The sequence below is a fragment of the Sphingobium sp. B11D3D genome (assembly GCF_025961755.1).
Classification (GTDB): domain Bacteria; phylum Pseudomonadota; class Alphaproteobacteria; order Sphingomonadales; family Sphingomonadaceae; genus Sphingobium.
Genome location: NZ_JAOQOG010000001.1, coordinates 3,039,826 through 3,057,578 on the forward strand (window position 1 = coordinate 3,039,826; position 17,753 = coordinate 3,057,578).

Consider the following 17,753-nt stretch of genomic DNA (forward strand, 5'->3'; position numbering starts at 1 on the left):
ATCGCGTCACTATCTCTGGCACGGGCCGTATGACCACCCCCACCGACCTCCCCATCCGCGCCCGACGCGCCGCCTTCAATCGCGCCATTGCCGATGGCGACGCGCAGGCCATCGGCGCGATCCTGGGCAAGGACTGCGTGATGATCACCGGCACGGATAGCGCGGTCATCGCCGGGCGGGCCGCTCAGCTGAGGGTGTGGCAGCGCGAGTTCGCCTCGCCCAGCCGGCTCGTCTATGAGCGCATCCCCGCCGCCATCACCGTCTCGCCGGTCGAGCCGATCGCACTGGAGCAGGGCGAATGGCGCGGCGTCGCGCGGGAGAGTGGCGCGCTGGCGGCCTCGGGCGTCTACACCGCCAAGTGGCGCGAGGTGGCCGGGCAATGGGTGATCGAGGCGGAGATTTTCGTCACGCTCGCCTGAGCCGCCCGTGCGCCGCGCACGGCTCTGTCCTCCTCGCCTGCCATGCGCTAGGGGATGGCACCCCTTTCCCACGCAACCCATAGGAGCCGGCATGGCCGATCTGTATCTCAAGGCGCTGGAATCCGAGCGCAAGGCCCTGTGGGCGACCTGCCGCTTGAAAGGCCTGCCGCGCGACACGCCCGAGCGGGAGCGGATCGCGGCAATCGATGCGGACATTGCCGCGCACAAGGCCAAGCAGGCTAATGGGAAGCCAGCCGGCGGGAATCCAGCCGGTGCCAAGGCGCCCGCCAAATCTGCCGGCGCGAAGAAGGGCGGCGCGGGCAGCGCGCGCTAGGGCTTGCGCGCGGCGCCGGTCCGCCAGGGCCAGTCGGTCACGCCGCTCGCCCACAGCGCCCACCAGATGATCACCGGCTGCAGCGCCAGCCGGGGCGCATGATACCACCAGCCCAGATGCGTGCCGCCGATGGCGATGTCACCCAGCGCATGGTTGAGGTTCGCCGGCCAGACGCACAGCGCATAGAGCGCGAGGCCCATGCCCGCCGCACTGCGCAGCGGCGGGATCATGAGACCCAGCGCCCCGGCGATCTCGGCAACGCCCGTCAGCATCACCACCTGTGCCGGCCAGGGCACCCAGTCCGGCGTGATGGCGATGAAGCCGGCCGGCGTCCGCAGATGCGCAGTACCGGCGACCAGATAGGCCGCCGCCAGCACCCACCGTGCCGCGCGTCGTTGCCAGGAGGTGGGCATCGCGCGCCTGATCTTAGCTGTTCCGCATATTCTCCAGCCCCTTGACCACGCCGGTCTTCTGGCTGGGCTGGGACGCATTCTGCTTGGGCGGCTTTTCCGCCTTCGGCTTGCGGACTTCCTTGTTCGACTTTTTCTGGCCCTTGGCCATTGGCGTTCCTCTCGGGGTGACGGGCGCATCAGCCCGCACCGCACATCCTACGCCTGCCGCTGCGCAAAAGCGCGTTTATTCGCGGATCGCCTTCCGTCGGACGATCACCCCCAGCGCACCGCCGCCATGCGCGCATCGAACGCCTCGCCCGGAACCGCTGCTGGAGCCGCCGCCGCGCGGGCATCGGCCGCCTTCCAGGCCTTCTCATGGAAGAAGAAGGCCACGGCATTCACCGCCGGTTCGATGAGCGCGATGCCGCCAGCCATCGCCAGCGATCCGGTGAGCAGATACGCCACCGTGAACCCCACGGTCAGATGAACGGCCAGATAGGTCAGCGTCTTGGTCAGGTCACGGGGCATGGCAGTCCTCAATATCTTTCCACTGGTCGGGCACGGCAGCGGGGTGGCTGATCATTTATTGAGAACCGTTCGCAAATTCAAATCGATTGATCCGCTTACAGTGATGGATCGGGCGTGCGCTCCATCTCTCCCCGACCTGCCCGACCATGATAGCCCGCCAGCATCGCAAAGCGCTTGCCCGCAAAGCATAGCGGGCGCAGAGGGAAGGCATGATCGACGCCGTCACCCTCAATATCGTCCGGGCGCTGCCCCTCGCGCTGCTGCTCGCCGGTTGCCAGTCGCATGGCGATGAGCCCAATGTGCCCGGGAATCGCGACGACAACCGCCCTTATTCGGAGATTGCGGCGAACGAGACCGTGCGCTTCACCGGCACTGAGCCGTTCTGGGGTGGTCAGGTCGTCGGCAAGACGCTGGTCTATGAAACGCCCGAGACGCCCAAGGGCGAGCGGGTCGCGGTGGAGCGGTTCGATGGGCGCGGCGGCCTCTCGTGGAGCGGCACGCTGAACGCGGCGCCCTTCACGATGACGTTGACGCCGGGCGATTGTTCGGACGGCATGTCCGACCGCACCTATCCGTTCGTGGCCACGCTCCAGATCGGCGATGCGCTGCGCTCGGGCTGCGCCTGGTCCGATGCCCATCCCTTCAAGGGCGATGCGGCACCCTGAGCCGGGCGCCGGCTTTATTGCTCGACCACCTCAACCTCGACCGTCTGACTGTTCATGATGACCGGGCCGAAGGAAGTCAGGAAGGCCACGTCGGCCGCATCCCGGCCGATGCCGATCTTGGCCATCTCCCCTTCCGTGGCCATGCCGGTCGCATCGACCAGATGCCAGCTGCCATCCAGGAAGACCTCGGCGACCGCGTGGAAATCCTGCGGGGTGACATTGGGCGCATAAACGCTGGCGAAGCGGGCGGGGATGCAGGAGGCGCGGGCGAGCGCGATCACCATATGCGCGAAATCGCGACACACGCCCTGCCGGCGCACGAAGGTCTGCAGCGCCGTCGTCTCCGGCGTGCTCACGCCGGGCAGATAATGGAAATGCCCGCTGACATAATCCCGGATCGCCGCGATGCGCTGTCCGCCCTGCAGATCGCCAAACGTCTCGCCGACAAAGCTGATGAACTGGCTGCCAGGGCAATAATGGGAATCGAGCAGATACTGCACGGCCTCGCCCGGCAGCATGTGCGGCGGCAGCGCTTCCAGCCCGCTCACATCGGCGAGCAGGCGGTGGATCTCCACCGTTGCATGATAATCCGCCTTCAGCTGCCCCTGCGCGCGCATCAGCACGCGCTCGCCGATATGATCGTGCGCGGCGACACGCGCGAAATGGTCGAGCACGCTCAGGTCCAGCCGGGCATCGGATACCGTCTGCTCGGGCAGGTGCGCCGCTTCGATATGGAGGATGAGATCGGTCGGCTGGGGCAGCGCATAATCGATCGCGGCATGGATACGCAGTTTCATCCCCGCGCAACGTGCGGGCGGCATATTGGTGGCGGGGGGCGCTCTAAAAAAGACATCGTGCATCGCGGACAGCCTCATTTCACCCTTGTCGTCCCTCGCGCGCCTGCCTAGCGTCCGGCAGCGGGGGAGATGAATAGCAATGCCGATCAAACTGTTAGCATGGGCCGCACTGTTCTTTGCGACCATGGCACGGCCTGCGCAGGCGGCTTGGCTGGAAGCCTCCAGCGAGAATTTCGTCATCTATGCCGATCAGAAGCCGGAGGAGATCAAGCAATTCTCCGACCAGCTCGAACGCTTCCACCACGCCATGGGCTATGTGCTCTCGGTTGAGATGGAGCCGCCCAGCCCGTCCAACCGCGTGACCGTCTATGTCGTGCGCAGCGACAAGGACGTGCGCAGGCTACAGGGCGGCGACAGCAAATATACCTACGCGTTCTATGTGCCGCGCGCGGGGGATGCCTTCGCCATCGTTCCCCGGGTGAAGACCAGCAACACCACGCTCGATATGCCGATGCTCGCGCTGCTGCACGAATATGCGCACCATTATCTGATCTCGACCAGCAGCTACGGCATGCCGCTCTGGTTCTCGGAAGGCGCCGCCGAGTTCTTCGCCTCTGCCCAATTCCGCAAGAACGGCAATGTCGGCTTGGGGATGCCCGCCAGGCACCGCGCCGGCGACCTGATGTACGGCGATGTCATCCCGGTCGCGCAAATCCTCAATTCGGGCCATTATCCGAAATCCGCCTCCCAGGGTGCCGCCTTCTATGGGCGGAGCTGGCTGCTTTATCATTACCTCACGTTCAGCAAGGAGCGTCCCGGGCAACTGGCGATCTATTTGCGCCTGCTGCGCAGTGGCAAAAGCCTCACGGAGGCGGCGACAGGCGCCTTTGGCGATCTCAACGCCCTGCAGCGGGATCTGGACAAATATCTGGGGCAGAGCCGGATGACCTATCTTGAGCTGCCTGCTGCCACGCTCAAGCCCGGCCCTGTCTCGGTCCGCGCGCTGAGTGAGGGCGAAGCGGCGGCCATGCCGCTGCGGATCGAGCTCAAGAACCGCCCCTCGCCTGAAGAACTGGAGACGCTAGTGGCGGACTTGCGTGCTCTCGCGCCGCGCTATCCGAACGATGCCGCGCTGCACGCCACGCTGGCCGAAGCCGAGCTGGAAGCGGGTCATGAGGATGCTGCCCTTGCCGCTGCCAACACCGCCCTCGCGCTCGATGACCGGCAGGTGAGCGCCTATCTGGCGAAAGGAAAGGCACTGTTCCGCAAGGCGGAATCCGCCCCGGACGCCAGCGCGGCCTATGCCGAAGCGCGACGCCCGTTCATCGAGCTCAACAGGTTCGAGAATAATCATCCCCTGCCCCTGCAATATTTCTACCGCAGCTTCCTTGAGCAGGGCCGGCGCCCGACCGAGAATGCGGTGGCCGGGCTGGAGCGCGCTGTGGTGCTGGCGCCGTTCGACCAGAATCTCCGTACGATGCTGGTGATGCAGCTGCTGCGGGACCAGCGCTATGATGACGCGCTGATCAACCTCGGTCCGCTGGCGTTCGATCCGCATGGCGGCCCCAGCGCGACGTGGGCACAGAGCCTGCGCGATCGCATCGAGGCGCATGACCGCAGCCAGCCGCTCGATGTGGACGCCCTGCTGCAGGACCTCGCAGCGGCGCAGGCCGAGGATGTCGGCGATGAGGGCGGCGAGAACATCAGGGGAAATTGAGCCCCCTCACCGTCACCCCGGGCTTGACCCGGGGTCCAGCTTTTCTTTCGCACGCATCGCCAAATACATTGCGGCTTTCCGTGTTCGGACGTTTCAAGCGGCACGCCTTCTTCGCAAGAAGGCCAGCTGGACCCCGGGTCAAGCCCGGGGTGACGATCGGGAAATGCGGCAGCGGCGCCGCCGCCCCTTCATTGTTTCCCGATTCGCAGCGTCACGCCACTCGCAAATGTAGCGTCTTATAAACGCTCATCGTAGTTAATGACCCCATTTGGATCATTAACTAGTTCTCTTAAAACTTCTCCTCAGAATTTCCTGATTATTTTGCGATAATCGAAGTTAACGAGCGTCCAATCGTAGTTAATACCATTTTGTATCGAGAAGTATTCCTTCACACCGGCTTCAGGACTTTTGAAGGGAACATCGCCGTGAAGAAAACGCTTATCGCTCTCGCTGCCGGTGCAGCCGCTATCGCCTCCGCAACTGCCGCGAACGCGAGCACCTTCGTCATCAACAACCTCTCGACGCAGTATAGCAGCCCGAGCGGCGAGGTGAGCATTGGTTCGTCGTGGTGGAACACCACCTCCTACAGCGGCTCGTTCTCGCCCCAGAATATCTCCGGCACGTGGGACGGCAAGGCGGTCAGCTTCCTGGCTTACTGTCTCGAAGTCACCCAGGACTCGAGCACCGGCACGTTCAATGTCGTGTCGCTGAGCGATTATCTGGGCGGCTCTCTTTATAACGACGTCGCCGCGCTGGTGAGCAATTATGCCGGTGGCGACAAGACTCAGTCCGCTGCCCTGCAACTGGCGCTCTGGGAGACTCGTTACGAAACGAGCAACTCGAAGAATCTGGGCGCCGGTTACTTCGAGCTCGAATGGGCGAGCCAAGGCGAGTCCGCGCTGATCAACACCGCCAATTCCTACCTTGCCAACAAGGGCACGATTAACAGCAATCTGGATTTCTGGGTCGCGACCAACAGCAGCAAGCAGGACCTGCTGTTCTACACCGTCAAGCCCGCCGTGCCGGAGCCGGCCACCTGGGCGATGATGATCATCGGTTTCGCTGCGATCGGCCGCACGCTGCGCGCACGCCGCCCCAACATGGCGATCAGCTTCAGCTAAGCACAGCCTTTACGATGTGGGAGCGGGAGCCTCGTGTCTGCGGACACGGGGCTCCTTGCTGTGCGGCCAGCGCGCGCCCCGAAAGGCCTTTCACCGCGTCGGCACGGGCTCGTCGCCGGCGTAATCGTAGAAGCCCCTGCCCGTCTTGCGCCCCAGCCAGCCGGCTTCGACATATTTGACGAGCAGCGGCGCAGGCCGGAATTTGGGATCGCCCGTCGTGTCCTGCAGCACCTTGCAGATCTCCAGACAGGTATCGAGGCCAACGAAATCAGCCAGGGTCAGCGGACCCATGGGATGGTTGAGGCCCAGTTTGATCGCGCTATCGATGTCTCTCACGCTGGCAACGCCCTCGCCGAGTGCGAAGATCGCCTCGTTGAGCATCGGCAGCAGGATGCGGTTGACGATGAACCCCGGCGCATCGAACGCATGGACGACCTCCTTGCCCAGCGCCTGCGCATAGACCTCCACCGCCTGCACCGTCTCCGGCGAGGTGGCGAGGCCGCGAATGACCTCCACCAGCGCCATCACCGGCACGGGATTGAAGAAATGCACGCCGATGAACCGCGCCGGGTCGGGCGCCGCCTGCGCGAGCCGCGTGATCGGAATGGACGAGGTGTTGGTTGCAAGGATCGCATCCGGCGCCAGGACCGCGCCCACCTCCGCGAAGATGGCGCGCTTGATGTCCTCCCGCTCGGTCGCGGCCTCGATCACCAGATCGCACCGGGCGACCTCATCGAGCGCCACCACGGGCGTGATCCGTGCCAGCGCCGCCTGCGCATCCGCCTGCTCCAGCTTGCCATTCTCCACGGCGCGCGCGAGTCGCTTCTCGATCCCGGCCTTGCCCTTGTCCGCACGCGCGAGATCGATATCACGCAGCAGCACATCCATGCCGGCCTGAGCGCTCACCTGCGCAATGCCCGCGCCCATCTGGCCGGCGCCGATCACAGCGATTCTGCGCATATCTGTGTCCTTTCGATCCACTTGGCCCGGCTTGCTGACCACGGGCTGTCGCAACACATGCAGCTTGGCGCTACACCATTGGCTTCAACTGCATTATGACTCGCGGAATGACAAGGATTTCACGGCTTCTGCGCATGGGCGCCCTGGCTCTCGCGGGCCTGGCAACGGTCGCGCCCGCTGCCCCGCCGCGCGGCGAGCAGACGTCGGGGTCTGTCCTCTCGACCGCGCCCGTTGTGGCAGAACCGGTGCTGGGTCGTCTGCGTGTTTTCGACAACTGGGCCGTGGGCTGCGACAATCGCCTATCCTGCAGTGCGGTATCGCTGAACCCGGAAGGGGTGGATACGCCCAACCGGCTGCTGGTCCTCATTCACCGCGATGGCGGCCCCGCAGGCGCCACCAGCCTGCGCGTGCTGCTGGCCGATCGGCTGCGCGACCGGGTCGATTTCATGATCGATGGCACGCGCCGCGTGCGGCAGAAGGTCGATGGCGACACGATTGCGCTGGATGGCCAGACCGCATTGGAGGTCGTGCGGTCCATGGGCTCCAGCTATGTGTTCGAGCTGTACGATCGCAACCGGACGGTCATCGGCGCCCCGTCGCTGCAAGGCGTCGCAGCGGCACTGCGCTACATGGATGAGCAGCAGGGCCGCATCGGCAGCCGCGGCGCGCTGGCCGCCATCGGTGATGGCCCGGCCGACATGGCGCGGCCGCTGCCGGCCGATCCCGTGCTGCCCAAGACGATCCCGCTCCTCGCCGAAACCGCGACGCCTGCGCTCACGCCGCAAGAGCAAGCCACGGCCCAGCGCCTGGCGCAGTGCGAGAGTGGGCTGGAGAGCAGTCGTCAGCCCGATCTCCATACACTCGATGCCGGGCATGTCCTGCTGCTGCTGCCCTGCGATGCGGGCGCATATAATGTGAGCGCCGTCCCACTGATCGCGAGCGGCGAGCCCGGCAACCGGACGATCGCCTTCGCCCCGTTCGATCATCTCCCCGGCTTCACCGGCGATGCCAGCGCCCCGCCGCTGATTATGAACGCCCGCTGGAATCCTTCGCGCGGTGAGCTTTCCAGCTTCGCCAAGGGACGTGGCCTTGGCGACTGCGGCACGGCGGAGACCTATCGCTGGGATGGCACCCGTTTCCGGCTGACGGAAGCCCGCTCCATGCCGGTCTGCCGGGGCGCCTGGGAATGGCCGGTGCTGTTCTCGCTGAAGGAAGAGGCCACAACGGGACGGCCGTAACCAGCCGCATGACCGCGCCTCAGCAGTAATCGTCCAGCCGGGCGTGGACCTGTTCCAGGACCTCCAGCGCAATGGCCAGCTTCTCAGGTGGAATGTCCCGCAGGATGTCCGCGCGCAAATCATTGGTGATCGCCATGATGTCTCGCGTGGCGGCCAGCCCTTTTTCGGTGATCCGGTTGTGGACGACCCGGCGGTCGACCTGGCTCTGCGCGCGTTCGATCAGGCCGTCGCGTTCCAGCGTGTTGAGCATATGGGCCATGGTCGGCCCTTCGACGCCGATCAGTTGGGCCAGTTCGCGCTGGGAGAGGTCGTCGCGGGCGCAGGCGAGCAGATACATCGTCTCCCACCGCGCCATGCTTTGCCCAACACTGCGGACCTTGTCATTGGCAAGCTTGCGCCAGCGCCGTGCCGCGACGACCAGCGCGCGCGTGGTCCGGAAAAAGGTGACGGTCCGCTCGTCGGGCTTGGCCCCGGCGTAGAAATTGGAGAGATGTCGCGTGGCATCCTCAATGGGAAAACCGCCAAATCGCGGAAGGCTGCGCGATGTCGCCGCGTCCTCTTCGCTGGTGGAACCCTGTGCGGACGGAGCCTTGTCGACCATCATTCTCCCTTACGTGCCGTTCCAGCAGACCTCCCGCACCTGCACCCGCTCCGTCAAGAGCGATCCGTCGGCCGGCCTGTGCGCCAAAGGGTGCCGTGCCGGACGAAACGCGCCCGGCACGGCAGGGGGATCAGAAGGACGTGCGGATGCCGGCCTTGTACATGCGCCCAACCGGGTTGAAGAGCACGTTGTTACCGCTGCCGTTCGCACCGGGGAAGTTCGGCGGATCGACATTGAACACATTGTCCACGCCGAAATAGACGCTCAACTTGTTATCGCCGCCGACCGGCACCTTCACCGTGCCCATCATGTCGACATAGGTGCGCGATGGCATGGCGTTGGTGCTGGAACTGCTGGAGGCCGTGATCACATAGCCGGGCTGCTCGGCGCCGATGAACGCCGCGTTGTAGAAGCCCTTGTTGATCCAGCGAACATGGGTGGAGAGCGAGAACAGCTCACCCAGGTCGAGGCCCACGGTCGCGTCAACCGTCCAGTCGGGGATGCCCGGAGGCGTACCGCCGCGCAGACCCGTCTGGCCGGCCCGTTCGACCGGCCCCACGGCGTCCACGGTCACCAGATCGATGACATGGCTGGCCATGACGGACAGGTTGACTGCGCTGGCCGCGCCGACCGGCTGGCGATAGTTCAGCTCCATGTCGATGCCGCGCGCGTTGAGCTGGTTGACGTTCTGAACCACGTCGCGAACATTGGTGATGACGCCATTGGCCGCACCACCATCGCGCGTGACCAGCGAGCAGCTCAGCGTATCGCCCTGCGAGCAGCGCGTCACGATGTTCTGCTGGCCGAGCGTGCTGATCGCATCCTTGATCTTGATGTCATAATAATCGACCGACGCCCGGAACCGCCCGAGCATCCCACCGCTTGGCTGCAAGACGATGCCAGCGGTGAACGTGTCCGCCTTTTCCGGCCGCAGATTGGGGTTGGAGCCCAGCGTGATCGGCACGACCGTCTGCTGACCGCCACGCGCCGGATCGTTGAGAATGCCGGACGCACTCGTGATCGGGCCGAACAGTTCCGAGACGTTGGGCGCGCGGATGTCGCGGGACTTGGTGACGCGGAAGCGGACCGCATCGACGGGCGCCCAGACGCCGCCCACCTTCCATGTGGTCACATTGACCGTGCTGCTCGGGAAGAAGTCGCTGGACCGCTTGTAGTGGGTCCGGCGGACGGCGCCGTTCAGGCTCAGTTCGCGGAAGAACGCCGTGTCGCGCAGGATCGGCACTTCGGCCTCACCATAAGCCTCGACCACCTGAATCTTGCCCGAGATGACCGATCCGTTGCCGGTGAAGAAGGCCAGCGCCTTGGAATTGGCATCGGCATCGCCGCTGACGCTGTCGCTGCGATATTCCGCGCCCACGGCGACGCCGAGCGGCCCGGCGGGCAGATCGAACAGCGAGCCGGTGACGTTGGCAGCGACGACATGCTGGGTGGTGATGTTGGTCTGGAAGGCATCGGCCGTGACATAGGCCTTGGCCGCCGCGAAGGTGGCGCCTTGGCCGGAGCCGAAGGGATTGAGGGCCACGCAGGCAGGGTCGTTATTGGTTGTGCTGGCATCGGCATTCACCCGGCACACCGGCGCCCCGCCGGGCCCGGCCACCGCGTCGAGCGCCTTGAGAATGCGCGAGGTGATCGTGCCACCCGTGATGTCGCTGCGGAACTCGTTGCGGCCGAACTGATAATAGATGTCCGCCGACCAGTTGGGCGAAATCTCATATTTGGCGGACGCGACGGCGCGATAGACATCGTTCTTCACGACCAGCTGGCCCGGGCCAATATCCTTGAAGCCCTTGCCCAGCGTGAAGCTGGTGAGGCCATTAGCATCCATGATGGTGCGCAGGTCCAGCGCGGGATTGCCGGAGGTCGGAATGAACGGGTTGTCGCGCTGGATGGTGATGGCCGTATTGCGATACGGCACCGCGCGGTGGCGCCCTTCGCCATGACCGTAGTTGAAGCCGAACTCCATCGTCAGGGCCGGCGTGGCTTCCCACGTGGCGAACGCCATGGCGTTATAGCGCTTGGTCGGCGAGACGATCGGGAAATCGAAATAGATGTTCTCGCCCGGCCCATCATTGGTGCCGCCAAGCTGATAGAGGTTGTTGGCCAGCGTGCCCTGCGTGGTGCGGAACGGCGTGCCGTCGGCGCGGAAGCCGATGCCGTCGATCGCGCGGAGAGCCGGGACGAGGCGGCCGGCATAAGCGGAGCTCGGCGGCGTGGTGATACCGTTATAGGGCGCCGTCCAGGGGTAGACGCCCGCCAGGATGTTGTTGGCGGGCAGGCTCGTCACGCCGGGATTGCGGCTGATGTTGATGAAGCCATTGGCGCACCAGTCGCGCGAGGGGCAGCTTTCCACACCCTCCGCCTTTTCATATTCGCCGCCCACGAGCAGATGCAGCGTCTCGCCGATCTGCCAACCGCCGGCCGCGCCGAACTGGGTGGTGAAATTGTCGCCATATTGCGAAAAGCCGACTTGGGCATTGGCCTTGTAGCCCGTGAACGCCTTGTCGATGAGCAGGTTGACGACGCCGGACACGGCGTCCGAACCATAGACGGCGGACGCGCCGCCCGTGACGACCTCGGCACGCTGGAGCATGATCGAGGGGATCATGTTGGTGTCGACTGTCGCCTGCGTGGTGGACGGCACGAAGCGCTTGCCGTCGACGAGGGTCAGCGTGCGCACCGCGCCCAGACCACGAAGATCGAGGATGCGACCGCCGACATAGCCGCCCGCCGCGCCCAGACCGGTCGAGGCCGGTGAGTTGGTCGCGCGGAAGGCAGGCAGTTCGTTCAGCGCATCGCCGAGATTGGTGATGCCGCGTGTTTCCAGTCGCTCAGCGCCCAGAACCGCCACGGGGGTCGGCCGGTCGAAACCGGAGGCGATGCGCGATCCGGTGACCACGATGGCCTCGTCGCTTGCATCTGCTCTATCGCTTTGGGGGGCGCTGTCCTGCGCGAAAGCAGGGAAAGCGAGGACGGTGGCGAGGGCCGCGAAACAGGGGTGCTGACGCAGCACGCGCGCAGGTCTCTTCATTGCAAAGTCTCCCAGACAATTATCGTTGTTAGGGAGCTATCTATTCATCAGATTCTGTTAGTTTGCAATCTACTTTGTCGGCGTCCGGGCGAAGGTCGATATGGTGTGGCGCAAATGCGGCAGGCTGTCGCGGGATGCTCCATGAGAAAGGCGGCAAACCAAGGTCCGCCGCCCTCTCACGTGCAATCCGAGCCGCGCGGCTTATTGCTTGCCGGCCACCGAATAGGTGATCGCGGCATTGCGGGTCTTCTGGAAATCGGGAACGCTCAGGCCCTTGAAGGCGGCATAAACGTCGATATTGCCGATGCCGAGCACCGCGGCCATCTTCTCCAGCATGAAGAAGATGACGCCGTAATGGATCATGCCGATCCAGCTGCGGCTGCGGATCAGCTCCTTCTCTTCCTCGCTCAAATCCGACTCGGCAAACAGCCCTTCCTGATCCTCGACAAACCGCTTGCGGAACTCCGGCTCGATCAGGCGGTGGAGGAAGTGATTGATGCGGAAGCCCTTGACCGCACGGTCGATGGTGAAGGGATAGGTGCCCTCGATCGCCTCGACGCCCGCCAGCTCGCGGGACGCGCGGGCACGCAGTTGCTCGTCGGTTTCGGCTGGCGGCACCGGATCGCCCAGATCCTTGAAGAGCATCGTGGCGATGGCCGTCATGGAGGGGAGGAAGTAGCTCTGGTGCAGCTTCTCGACCTGTTCGGAAAGCGCGCCGCGCATCAGCAGCCACATCACCACCTCGGCCCCTTCCCAACCGCCGAGCTTGGCGAGATCCGTCACCGTCGCGTCGAGCAATGATTCAGGATCATTGGTGAGCTTCTCCATGAACTCCATGTCCCAGGCGGTATTGTTGAACCCGCACCGCTCGCCATGGACCTGATGGGAAAGGCCACCGGTACCCGCAATCGCGACCTTGATGTCCTTGGGATAGCTCTGGATCGCGCGACGCAGCGAGCGGCCGAACTTCCAGAAGCGACGCGCCTTGGGGATCGGATGCTGAAGCACGCCACACTGCAGCGGCACAAGGCGGCAGGGCCAGCCATTCTCGTGAGGCAGCAGGACCGAAAGCGGCGAGAAGGCGCCATGGTCCAGCCCCATGCCCTGCCAGTAGGCCAGGTCGAACTCGTCGGCGACCATGCACTCGGCAATGTGCTTGGCGAGCGCGGGATCGCCCTTGATCGCGGGCAGATCGCGCTTGCCGCCGCCTTCGTCCGCCGGCTCATACGCCTCGCCAATGCCCAGCGCGAAATGCGAGTAATGGGTGAAGAAGGAGGTCATGTGGTCGTTGTAGACATACAGGATCACATCGGGCTTCTCGTCCGCCAGCCATTGCTTGACCGGCTCGAATCCCTCGAAGATCGGCGCCCAGACGGGATCGGTCTGCTTGTTCGCATCCTTGGCGAACGCGATGGTCGGCGTGTGCGAAACGGCGAAACCGCCGATGATCCTGGCCATGGGCCTCTCCTCTTGTCTCTGCGGCGCAAGCACGGACTCGTCGCCGGTGGCGCATAGTGTAGGTTGCACCCTATTTGTACGCAACACAAACGAAGTAGCCGAAGGGCGGCATTGGCGAGCGTCCCGACCTCCTCTCTCGTCATTCCCGCGAACGCGGGAATCCAGGGGCGCATGGGCAGTTCCGCTGGCTTCTGGATTCCCGCGTTCGCGGGAATGACGAAGGGGACTGTCTAGCGCGGCCCCGCCTCATCCATCGTCATCGCCTGCGAGGGATAAGGCGCAACCAGCCGCTGCGCCTCTTTCCAGTCCGCGCGCAGCCAGCGGCCATGATCTTCAGCGTGGAGGATCACCGGCATGGTGCGCGGGTTGACCGAGGCGACCAGCCGGTTCGGCTCGCAGGTCAGCAGCGCAAAACTCGCCACCTCGCTGTCCCGCCAGATGCCCGCGAACGCGAAGATCGCCGCATCCGGCAGCGAGAAACGATGCGCGACGCGCTTGCCGGTGCGTGGATCAGGCGCCTGCGACCAGAGCTGAAAGCTGGTAACCGGCACCAGGCAGCGGAACTCCGTATGCCGCAGCGTGCCGACCCAGAACGGACTCTCGACATTGCGCACATGCGCGACCGGCGCGCCGCCCGTCAGAGCCGCGGCCGGCGGCGGCGGCACGCCCCATAGCCGCGGCACCAGCCGGCGCACGCCATCGCGCCCATGCACGATCACCGGCCCATAGCGCCCCGGCGTCATATAGCCTCCCGGCCACGGGTCCTCACGGGCATCTGCATGGAGCGCCCCGCCGATCTGCGCGGCACTGGCATCGAGGCGATAGAGGGACGTCATGGTTGCGCCCACCCTTCCCGGCGCGGGACCGCGCGGTCAAGCTCTTGCGCGGTGCATCGTGATCGGGCGACAAAGACCGCATGACCGACCCAACAGCCCGCGCCCTCATCGACCGCCTCGCTCTCCAGCCGCATCCGGAAGGCGGATGGTATCGCGAGACCTGGCGGGCTGAGGCCATGCCCGGCGAACGCGCCGGGGCGACGGCGATCTATTTCCTGCTCGAGGCTGGTCAGCGCTCTCACTGGCACAAGGTGGATGCGAGCGAGACCTGGCTCTGGCACGCCGGCCACGCGCTCAGCCTCTCCACCGCGCCGGGCGACGAAGGCCCGGTGACAGCCCTGCGCCTCGGTGGCGATGTGCTGGCGGGCGAGATCCCCCAGCATGTCATCGCCCCGTACCACTGGCAGGCCGCCGAGGCCGACCGAGGCTGGGCACTTGTCTCCTGCATCGTCACGCCGGGTTTCGACTTTGCCGGTTTCACGCTCGCACCGCCCGGCTGGGCCCCGGGTTGCGCACCAGGCGATCCCTCCCCGGCTTGATCCAGCGCAAGGCGGCGCGGCGCCGGCCCTGACATGCAAGCCTCATGATGAGGAGCCCTGCGCCATGAGCCATGCCGAATGACCCAATCGACCACCGCCGAAGCATCCCCACCCGATCCCGCGCCGCTACCCTATGACGAGATCGGCGGCACGCCGGCCGTGCGCGCGCTGGTCGAGCGATTCTACGATCTCATGGAGCAGGACCCGCGCTTTGCCGAATTGCGCGCGATTCACGCGCCCGATCTCGCGCCGATGCGGGAATCGCTGACCGGATTCCTCACCGCCTGGCTCGGCGGCCCACGCGACTGGTTCACGCAAAAGCCCGGCGCCTGCATCATGTCCGCGCATCGCCAGATCGGCTTTGGCGATGTGGAAAGCCGGCAATGGACGCAAGCGATGGCGCAGGCGCTGATCGACACCGGCGTAGAGGAAGCGCTGGCTGAAAAAATGAACGCCGCCTTCGCCCGCATGGGCAGGGCGATGCAGGGGGATTAGACCGGTTGGCTTAGGGCCGTCCTGCATCGTTTCCGCTATCGGCCCGCCTCGGAAAACCGCGTGGCGGCCGAACTGTCGTGAATGCGGTCTTCAATCACACCCCCCGAAAATATCTTAGACGGAAGCGCAGACACGTCTTATAGGCCTAGCGAGTCAGAAACCGGAAATAATTCCGGCATAGTGAAGCTTGCCAAGGGACCAGCGTCATCATGAGAGAATTTCACTCCTACCGCCCGGCCGAGGGCCATCGCCTCAAGCATCAGCCGGCCAACGCGATCGTCGCGCCCCGCCCGATCGGCTGGATCAGCACGGTCAGCACCGAGGGAGTCGCCAACCTCGCCCCGTTCAGCCTGTTCAACATTGCCAGCTATCGCCCACTGATCATCGGCTTCTCTTCGGGCGGAGAGAAGGACAGCGTCCGCAATGCGCGGGAAACCGGTGAGTTCGTCTGGAACCTCGTTGGCCGCGACGTTACAGACGTGATGATCCTGACGGGGGACGAGGTGGGGCCCGAGGTCGACGAGTTCGAGATGGCGGGGATCGAGAAGATCGCCTCGATCGATGTCGCGCCGCCGCGCGTGGCGGCGAGTCCTGCCCAGTTCGAATGCAAGGTGACGGAGATCGTCCACCTCAAGGATCTGGATGGCGTCCCCAGCGATTTCCGGGTGGTGTTCGGCCAGGTCGTGCACGTGCACATCAATCAGGACTGCATCCTCGACGGCATCTATCAGACCACCCATGCCGTGCCGGTGTCGCGCGGGGGCGGCCCGGCCGATTATTATGAGACGCGCGCCGATGCCCTGGTCCAAAAATGGCGGCGCGGCCCCGTCACGCCCGTCGACCGCAAGCGAGAGTTTTCCAAGTGATCTGACGGCTCAAAATGTCTGACCCGCCCCCCCCCGAGTCTCGACACGGACGATATGGGCGACGACATTTGAAGCGGCCGCCAGAGGTGATACGGCGGGACTGTCGGCTTTGACCGTCAGCGGCCAGGTCTTTTGGATTTGCAGGGCGATAGGCTGGTATTGGGCTGAGAGCTGCCAGCGCTATCGCCTGCAATGCTCGAACGCGCTCGGCGCGATGGAGACGCCCGACATAAGCCATGTTACGGCAGGAGGGGGCCAATAGCGCGAACGGCATCCCTGAGATGCCGCGCCCAGCCCCGCAGCCAGCCCTCAGTCGAGCGCCTCAATCACCGCCGCGCGCAACTCCGGCAGGCCCATGCCCTTCTCGCTCGATGTCGGGATGATCTGCGGATGGGCCGCCGGGCGCTTGCGTACTTCTGCCGCGGTTTGCTCGGTGACGACAGCGAGGTCGGTCGCCTTCACCTTGTCGGCCTTGGTCAGCACCATGCGGTAGCTCACCGCTGCTTCATCCAGCATGTCGAGCAGCGTGCGGTCAACATCCTTGAGGCCGTGGCGGGCATCGACCAGCACCAGCGCGCGCTTGAGGACGGCACGCCCGCGCAGGAAATCGTTCACGAGGAAGCGCCACTGCTTCACCACATCCTTGGGCGCCTTGGCATAGCCATAGCCGGGCATATCCACGAGACGGAAGCGCAGCGGCTCGCCCACGTCGAAGAAATTGAGCTCCTGCGTGCGCCCCGGCGTGTTGGATGTGCGCGCAAGGCCATTGCGGTTGGTCAGCGCATTGATGAGCGAGGACTTGCCGACATTGGAACGCCCGGCAAAGGCGACCTCCGGCACATCCGCTGGCGGCAGGAAGTTCAGCCCCGGCGCGGATTTGAGGAAGCTGATCGGCCCGGAAAAGATCCGGCGGGCCTCCTCGATGCGGGCGGCGGTGTCGTCGTCAATATCGCTGTGCGGGTTGTGATCCATGCCGCTCCCCTAGCGTCTTAACCTGCAAGCGTCACCTGAAAGGCGGAAAAGCTGATCGATAACTCGATCACATTGGGTCGCGCTGCGGCGCAATAACAGTGGGGAGCGGCTCGGAGCGTTCGCCTCTCCGCTTCCGGAGCCTGAAGCGACTCTGATATTCGCGTCTCTGCTTCGCCACTTCGTACAAAACGATGCCCGAACTGGTCCCCAGGTTCAGGCTTTCAATAATACCGAACATCGGAATGCTCACACACATCTCGCTCCGCTCGACAGCCAACTCACTGATTCCCAGCGTTTCACTCCCAAACCACACAGCGAGCTTGTGATGGAGCGTGTAATCGCCTTCATCGAGGAAAATCGAGGTTTTGCCCTTCACGTGCGGCGAGGTCACGATTGACTTGAAGCCGTTTGCTTCAAGATGATCAAAACATTCTGCCGTACTGTCAAAGCGCTTCACAAACGTCCATTTGACGGCAGATACCGAGGTTTTAGAGATTGCCTTATTCTCTCGGAGGTTTTGCCAGTCGTCAGGCAATGCGCGCCGAGGATCGACCACATAGACCTTCTCGACCCCCAGACCATTCGCATTTCGAATGACCGTGCCGATGTTCTTCACATCACTTGGGTTCTCGATCACCGCAATGAGGTTCTTGCAGCGAAACGATCTGATTTCATCCGCACGTTTACGGAGATTTGGCTTCGACGGGCGTTTTTCTTCCATGAACCCTCCAGCGACCAAGCTGCCCGCCACGCACAAACAAAGTTT

At 64.5% G+C, this 17,753-nt stretch carries 20 protein-coding genes; 9 read left to right on the forward strand and 11 right to left on the reverse strand.

What is annotated here, in order from left to right; genetic code table 11:
• Positions 1 to 29: 29 nt before the first annotated feature.
• Together M2334_RS14360 and M2334_RS14365 are read left to right on the forward strand one after the other, a co-directional pair.
• Positions 30 to 419 (forward strand): nuclear transport factor 2 family protein, encoded by a 390-nt coding sequence (locus M2334_RS14360; protein ID WP_264574444.1) that lies wholly within the window; start codon positions 30 to 32, stop codon positions 417 to 419.
• 91 nt (positions 420 to 510) lie between these two features.
• On the forward strand, positions 511 to 753 hold the full coding sequence (locus tag M2334_RS14365; protein ID WP_264572022.1) for a hypothetical protein: 243 nt from the start codon (positions 511 to 513) through the stop codon (positions 751 to 753).
• On the opposite strand, the gene M2334_RS14370 is transcribed toward M2334_RS14365, so the two are convergent.
• The 3 genes from M2334_RS14370 to M2334_RS14380 all read right to left on the reverse strand — a co-directional run bounded on the left by M2334_RS14370 (position 750) and on the right by M2334_RS14380 (position 1,673).
• Entirely contained in the window at positions 750 to 1,166 is a 417-nt protein-coding gene (locus M2334_RS14370) for a DoxX family protein (RefSeq protein ID WP_264605767.1), read from the reverse strand. The two genes, M2334_RS14365 and M2334_RS14370, sit on opposite strands and share 4 nt — an antisense overlap.
• Before the next feature lie 13 nt (positions 1,167 to 1,179).
• Positions 1,180 to 1,314: a hypothetical protein gene (locus M2334_RS14375; RefSeq protein ID WP_264572020.1), complete on the reverse strand. Its 135-nt coding sequence runs from the start codon at positions 1,312 to 1,314 to the stop codon at positions 1,180 to 1,182.
• A 104-nt stretch (positions 1,315 to 1,418) separates the two neighbouring features.
• Complete coding sequence (locus tag M2334_RS14380; RefSeq protein ID WP_264595124.1) at positions 1,419 to 1,673, reverse strand: DUF2061 domain-containing protein; 255 nt, start codon at positions 1,671 to 1,673, stop codon at positions 1,419 to 1,421.
• Positions 1,674 to 1,882: 209 nt separating this feature from the next.
• On the opposite strand from M2334_RS14380, the gene M2334_RS14385 reads away from it, so the two are divergent.
• The gene (locus tag M2334_RS14385; protein ID WP_264595125.1) at positions 1,883 to 2,338 is read left to right on the forward strand and encodes a COG3650 family protein; all 456 of its coding nucleotides are present in this window, start codon (positions 1,883 to 1,885) and stop codon (positions 2,336 to 2,338) included.
• 14 nt (positions 2,339 to 2,352) lie between these two features.
• Here the strand turns inward: M2334_RS14385 and M2334_RS14390 are convergent, their stop codons facing one another.
• Positions 2,353 to 3,135 carry a transglutaminase-like domain-containing protein gene (locus M2334_RS14390; protein ID WP_264576563.1) on the reverse strand — a complete coding sequence of 261 codons (783 nt, stop codon included), beginning with the start codon at positions 3,133 to 3,135 and terminating at the stop codon, positions 2,353 to 2,355.
• Between the two features lie 139 nt (positions 3,136 to 3,274).
• Here M2334_RS14390 and M2334_RS14395 point away from each other — a divergent pair, with 139 nt between their 5' ends.
• Together M2334_RS14395 and M2334_RS14400 are read left to right on the forward strand one after the other, a co-directional pair.
• The gene (locus M2334_RS14395; RefSeq protein WP_264595126.1) at positions 3,275 to 4,852 is read left to right on the forward strand and encodes a hypothetical protein; all 1,578 of its coding nucleotides are present in this window, start codon (positions 3,275 to 3,277) and stop codon (positions 4,850 to 4,852) included.
• Positions 4,853 to 5,277: 425 nt separating this feature from the next.
• Positions 5,278 to 5,973: a PEPxxWA-CTERM sorting domain-containing protein gene (locus M2334_RS14400; protein ID WP_264584266.1), complete on the forward strand. Its 696-nt coding sequence runs from the start codon at positions 5,278 to 5,280 to the stop codon at positions 5,971 to 5,973.
• 90 nt (positions 5,974 to 6,063) lie between these two features.
• On the opposite strand, the gene M2334_RS14405 is transcribed toward M2334_RS14400, so the two are convergent.
• Positions 6,064 to 6,933 (reverse strand): 3-hydroxybutyryl-CoA dehydrogenase, encoded by an 870-nt coding sequence (locus M2334_RS14405; RefSeq protein WP_264595127.1) that lies wholly within the window; start codon positions 6,931 to 6,933, stop codon positions 6,064 to 6,066.
• Positions 6,934 to 7,067: 134 nt separating this feature from the next.
• On the opposite strand from M2334_RS14405, the gene M2334_RS14410 reads away from it, so the two are divergent.
• Entirely contained in the window at positions 7,068 to 8,171 is a 1,104-nt protein-coding gene (locus tag M2334_RS14410; RefSeq protein WP_264605768.1) for a DUF1176 domain-containing protein, read from the forward strand.
• A 19-nt stretch (positions 8,172 to 8,190) separates the two neighbouring features.
• Here M2334_RS14410 and M2334_RS14415 read toward each other — a convergent pair whose 3' ends face one another.
• The 4 genes from M2334_RS14415 to M2334_RS14430 all read right to left on the reverse strand — a co-directional run bounded on the left by M2334_RS14415 (position 8,191) and on the right by M2334_RS14430 (position 14,115).
• Complete coding sequence (locus tag M2334_RS14415; protein ID WP_264576568.1) at positions 8,191 to 8,772, reverse strand: MarR family winged helix-turn-helix transcriptional regulator; 582 nt, start codon at positions 8,770 to 8,772, stop codon at positions 8,191 to 8,193.
• A 130-nt stretch (positions 8,773 to 8,902) separates the two neighbouring features.
• A complete protein-coding gene (locus M2334_RS14420) occupies positions 8,903 to 11,821 on the reverse strand; it encodes a TonB-dependent receptor domain-containing protein (protein ID WP_264605769.1) in 2,919 nt (972 codons plus the stop codon).
• 201 nt (positions 11,822 to 12,022) lie between these two features.
• On the reverse strand, positions 12,023 to 13,279 hold the full coding sequence (locus M2334_RS14425; protein ID WP_264605770.1) for a gallate dioxygenase: 1,257 nt from the start codon (positions 13,277 to 13,279) through the stop codon (positions 12,023 to 12,025).
• A gap of 230 nt (positions 13,280 to 13,509) precedes the next feature.
• A complete protein-coding gene (locus tag M2334_RS14430; protein WP_264605771.1) occupies positions 13,510 to 14,115 on the reverse strand; it encodes an SOS response-associated peptidase in 606 nt (201 codons plus the stop codon).
• A gap of 80 nt (positions 14,116 to 14,195) precedes the next feature.
• Between M2334_RS14430 and M2334_RS14435 the strand changes: the two genes are divergently transcribed.
• The 3 genes from M2334_RS14435 (at position 14,196) to M2334_RS14445 (ending at position 16,015) form a co-directional block, all read left to right on the forward strand.
• Complete coding sequence (locus tag M2334_RS14435) at positions 14,196 to 14,654, forward strand: cupin domain-containing protein (RefSeq protein ID WP_264595129.1); 459 nt, start codon at positions 14,196 to 14,198, stop codon at positions 14,652 to 14,654.
• A 78-nt stretch (positions 14,655 to 14,732) separates the two neighbouring features.
• Positions 14,733 to 15,149 (forward strand): group II truncated hemoglobin, encoded by a 417-nt coding sequence (locus tag M2334_RS14440; RefSeq protein ID WP_264595130.1) that lies wholly within the window; start codon positions 14,733 to 14,735, stop codon positions 15,147 to 15,149.
• A gap of 209 nt (positions 15,150 to 15,358) precedes the next feature.
• On the forward strand, positions 15,359 to 16,015 hold the full coding sequence (locus M2334_RS14445; RefSeq protein ID WP_264586555.1) for a flavin reductase family protein: 657 nt from the start codon (positions 15,359 to 15,361) through the stop codon (positions 16,013 to 16,015).
• A gap of 309 nt (positions 16,016 to 16,324) precedes the next feature.
• Here M2334_RS14445 and yihA read toward each other — a convergent pair whose 3' ends face one another.
• Entirely contained in the window at positions 16,325 to 16,987 is a 663-nt protein-coding gene (gene yihA, locus M2334_RS14450) for a ribosome biogenesis GTP-binding protein YihA/YsxC (protein WP_264578152.1), read from the reverse strand.
• Positions 16,988 to 17,054: 67 nt separating this feature from the next.
• Positions 17,055 to 17,708, reverse strand: coding sequence for a TrmH family RNA methyltransferase (locus M2334_RS14455; protein WP_264578151.1), 654 nt, complete (start codon positions 17,706 to 17,708; stop codon positions 17,055 to 17,057).
• Positions 17,709 to 17,753: the final 45 nt, after the last annotated feature.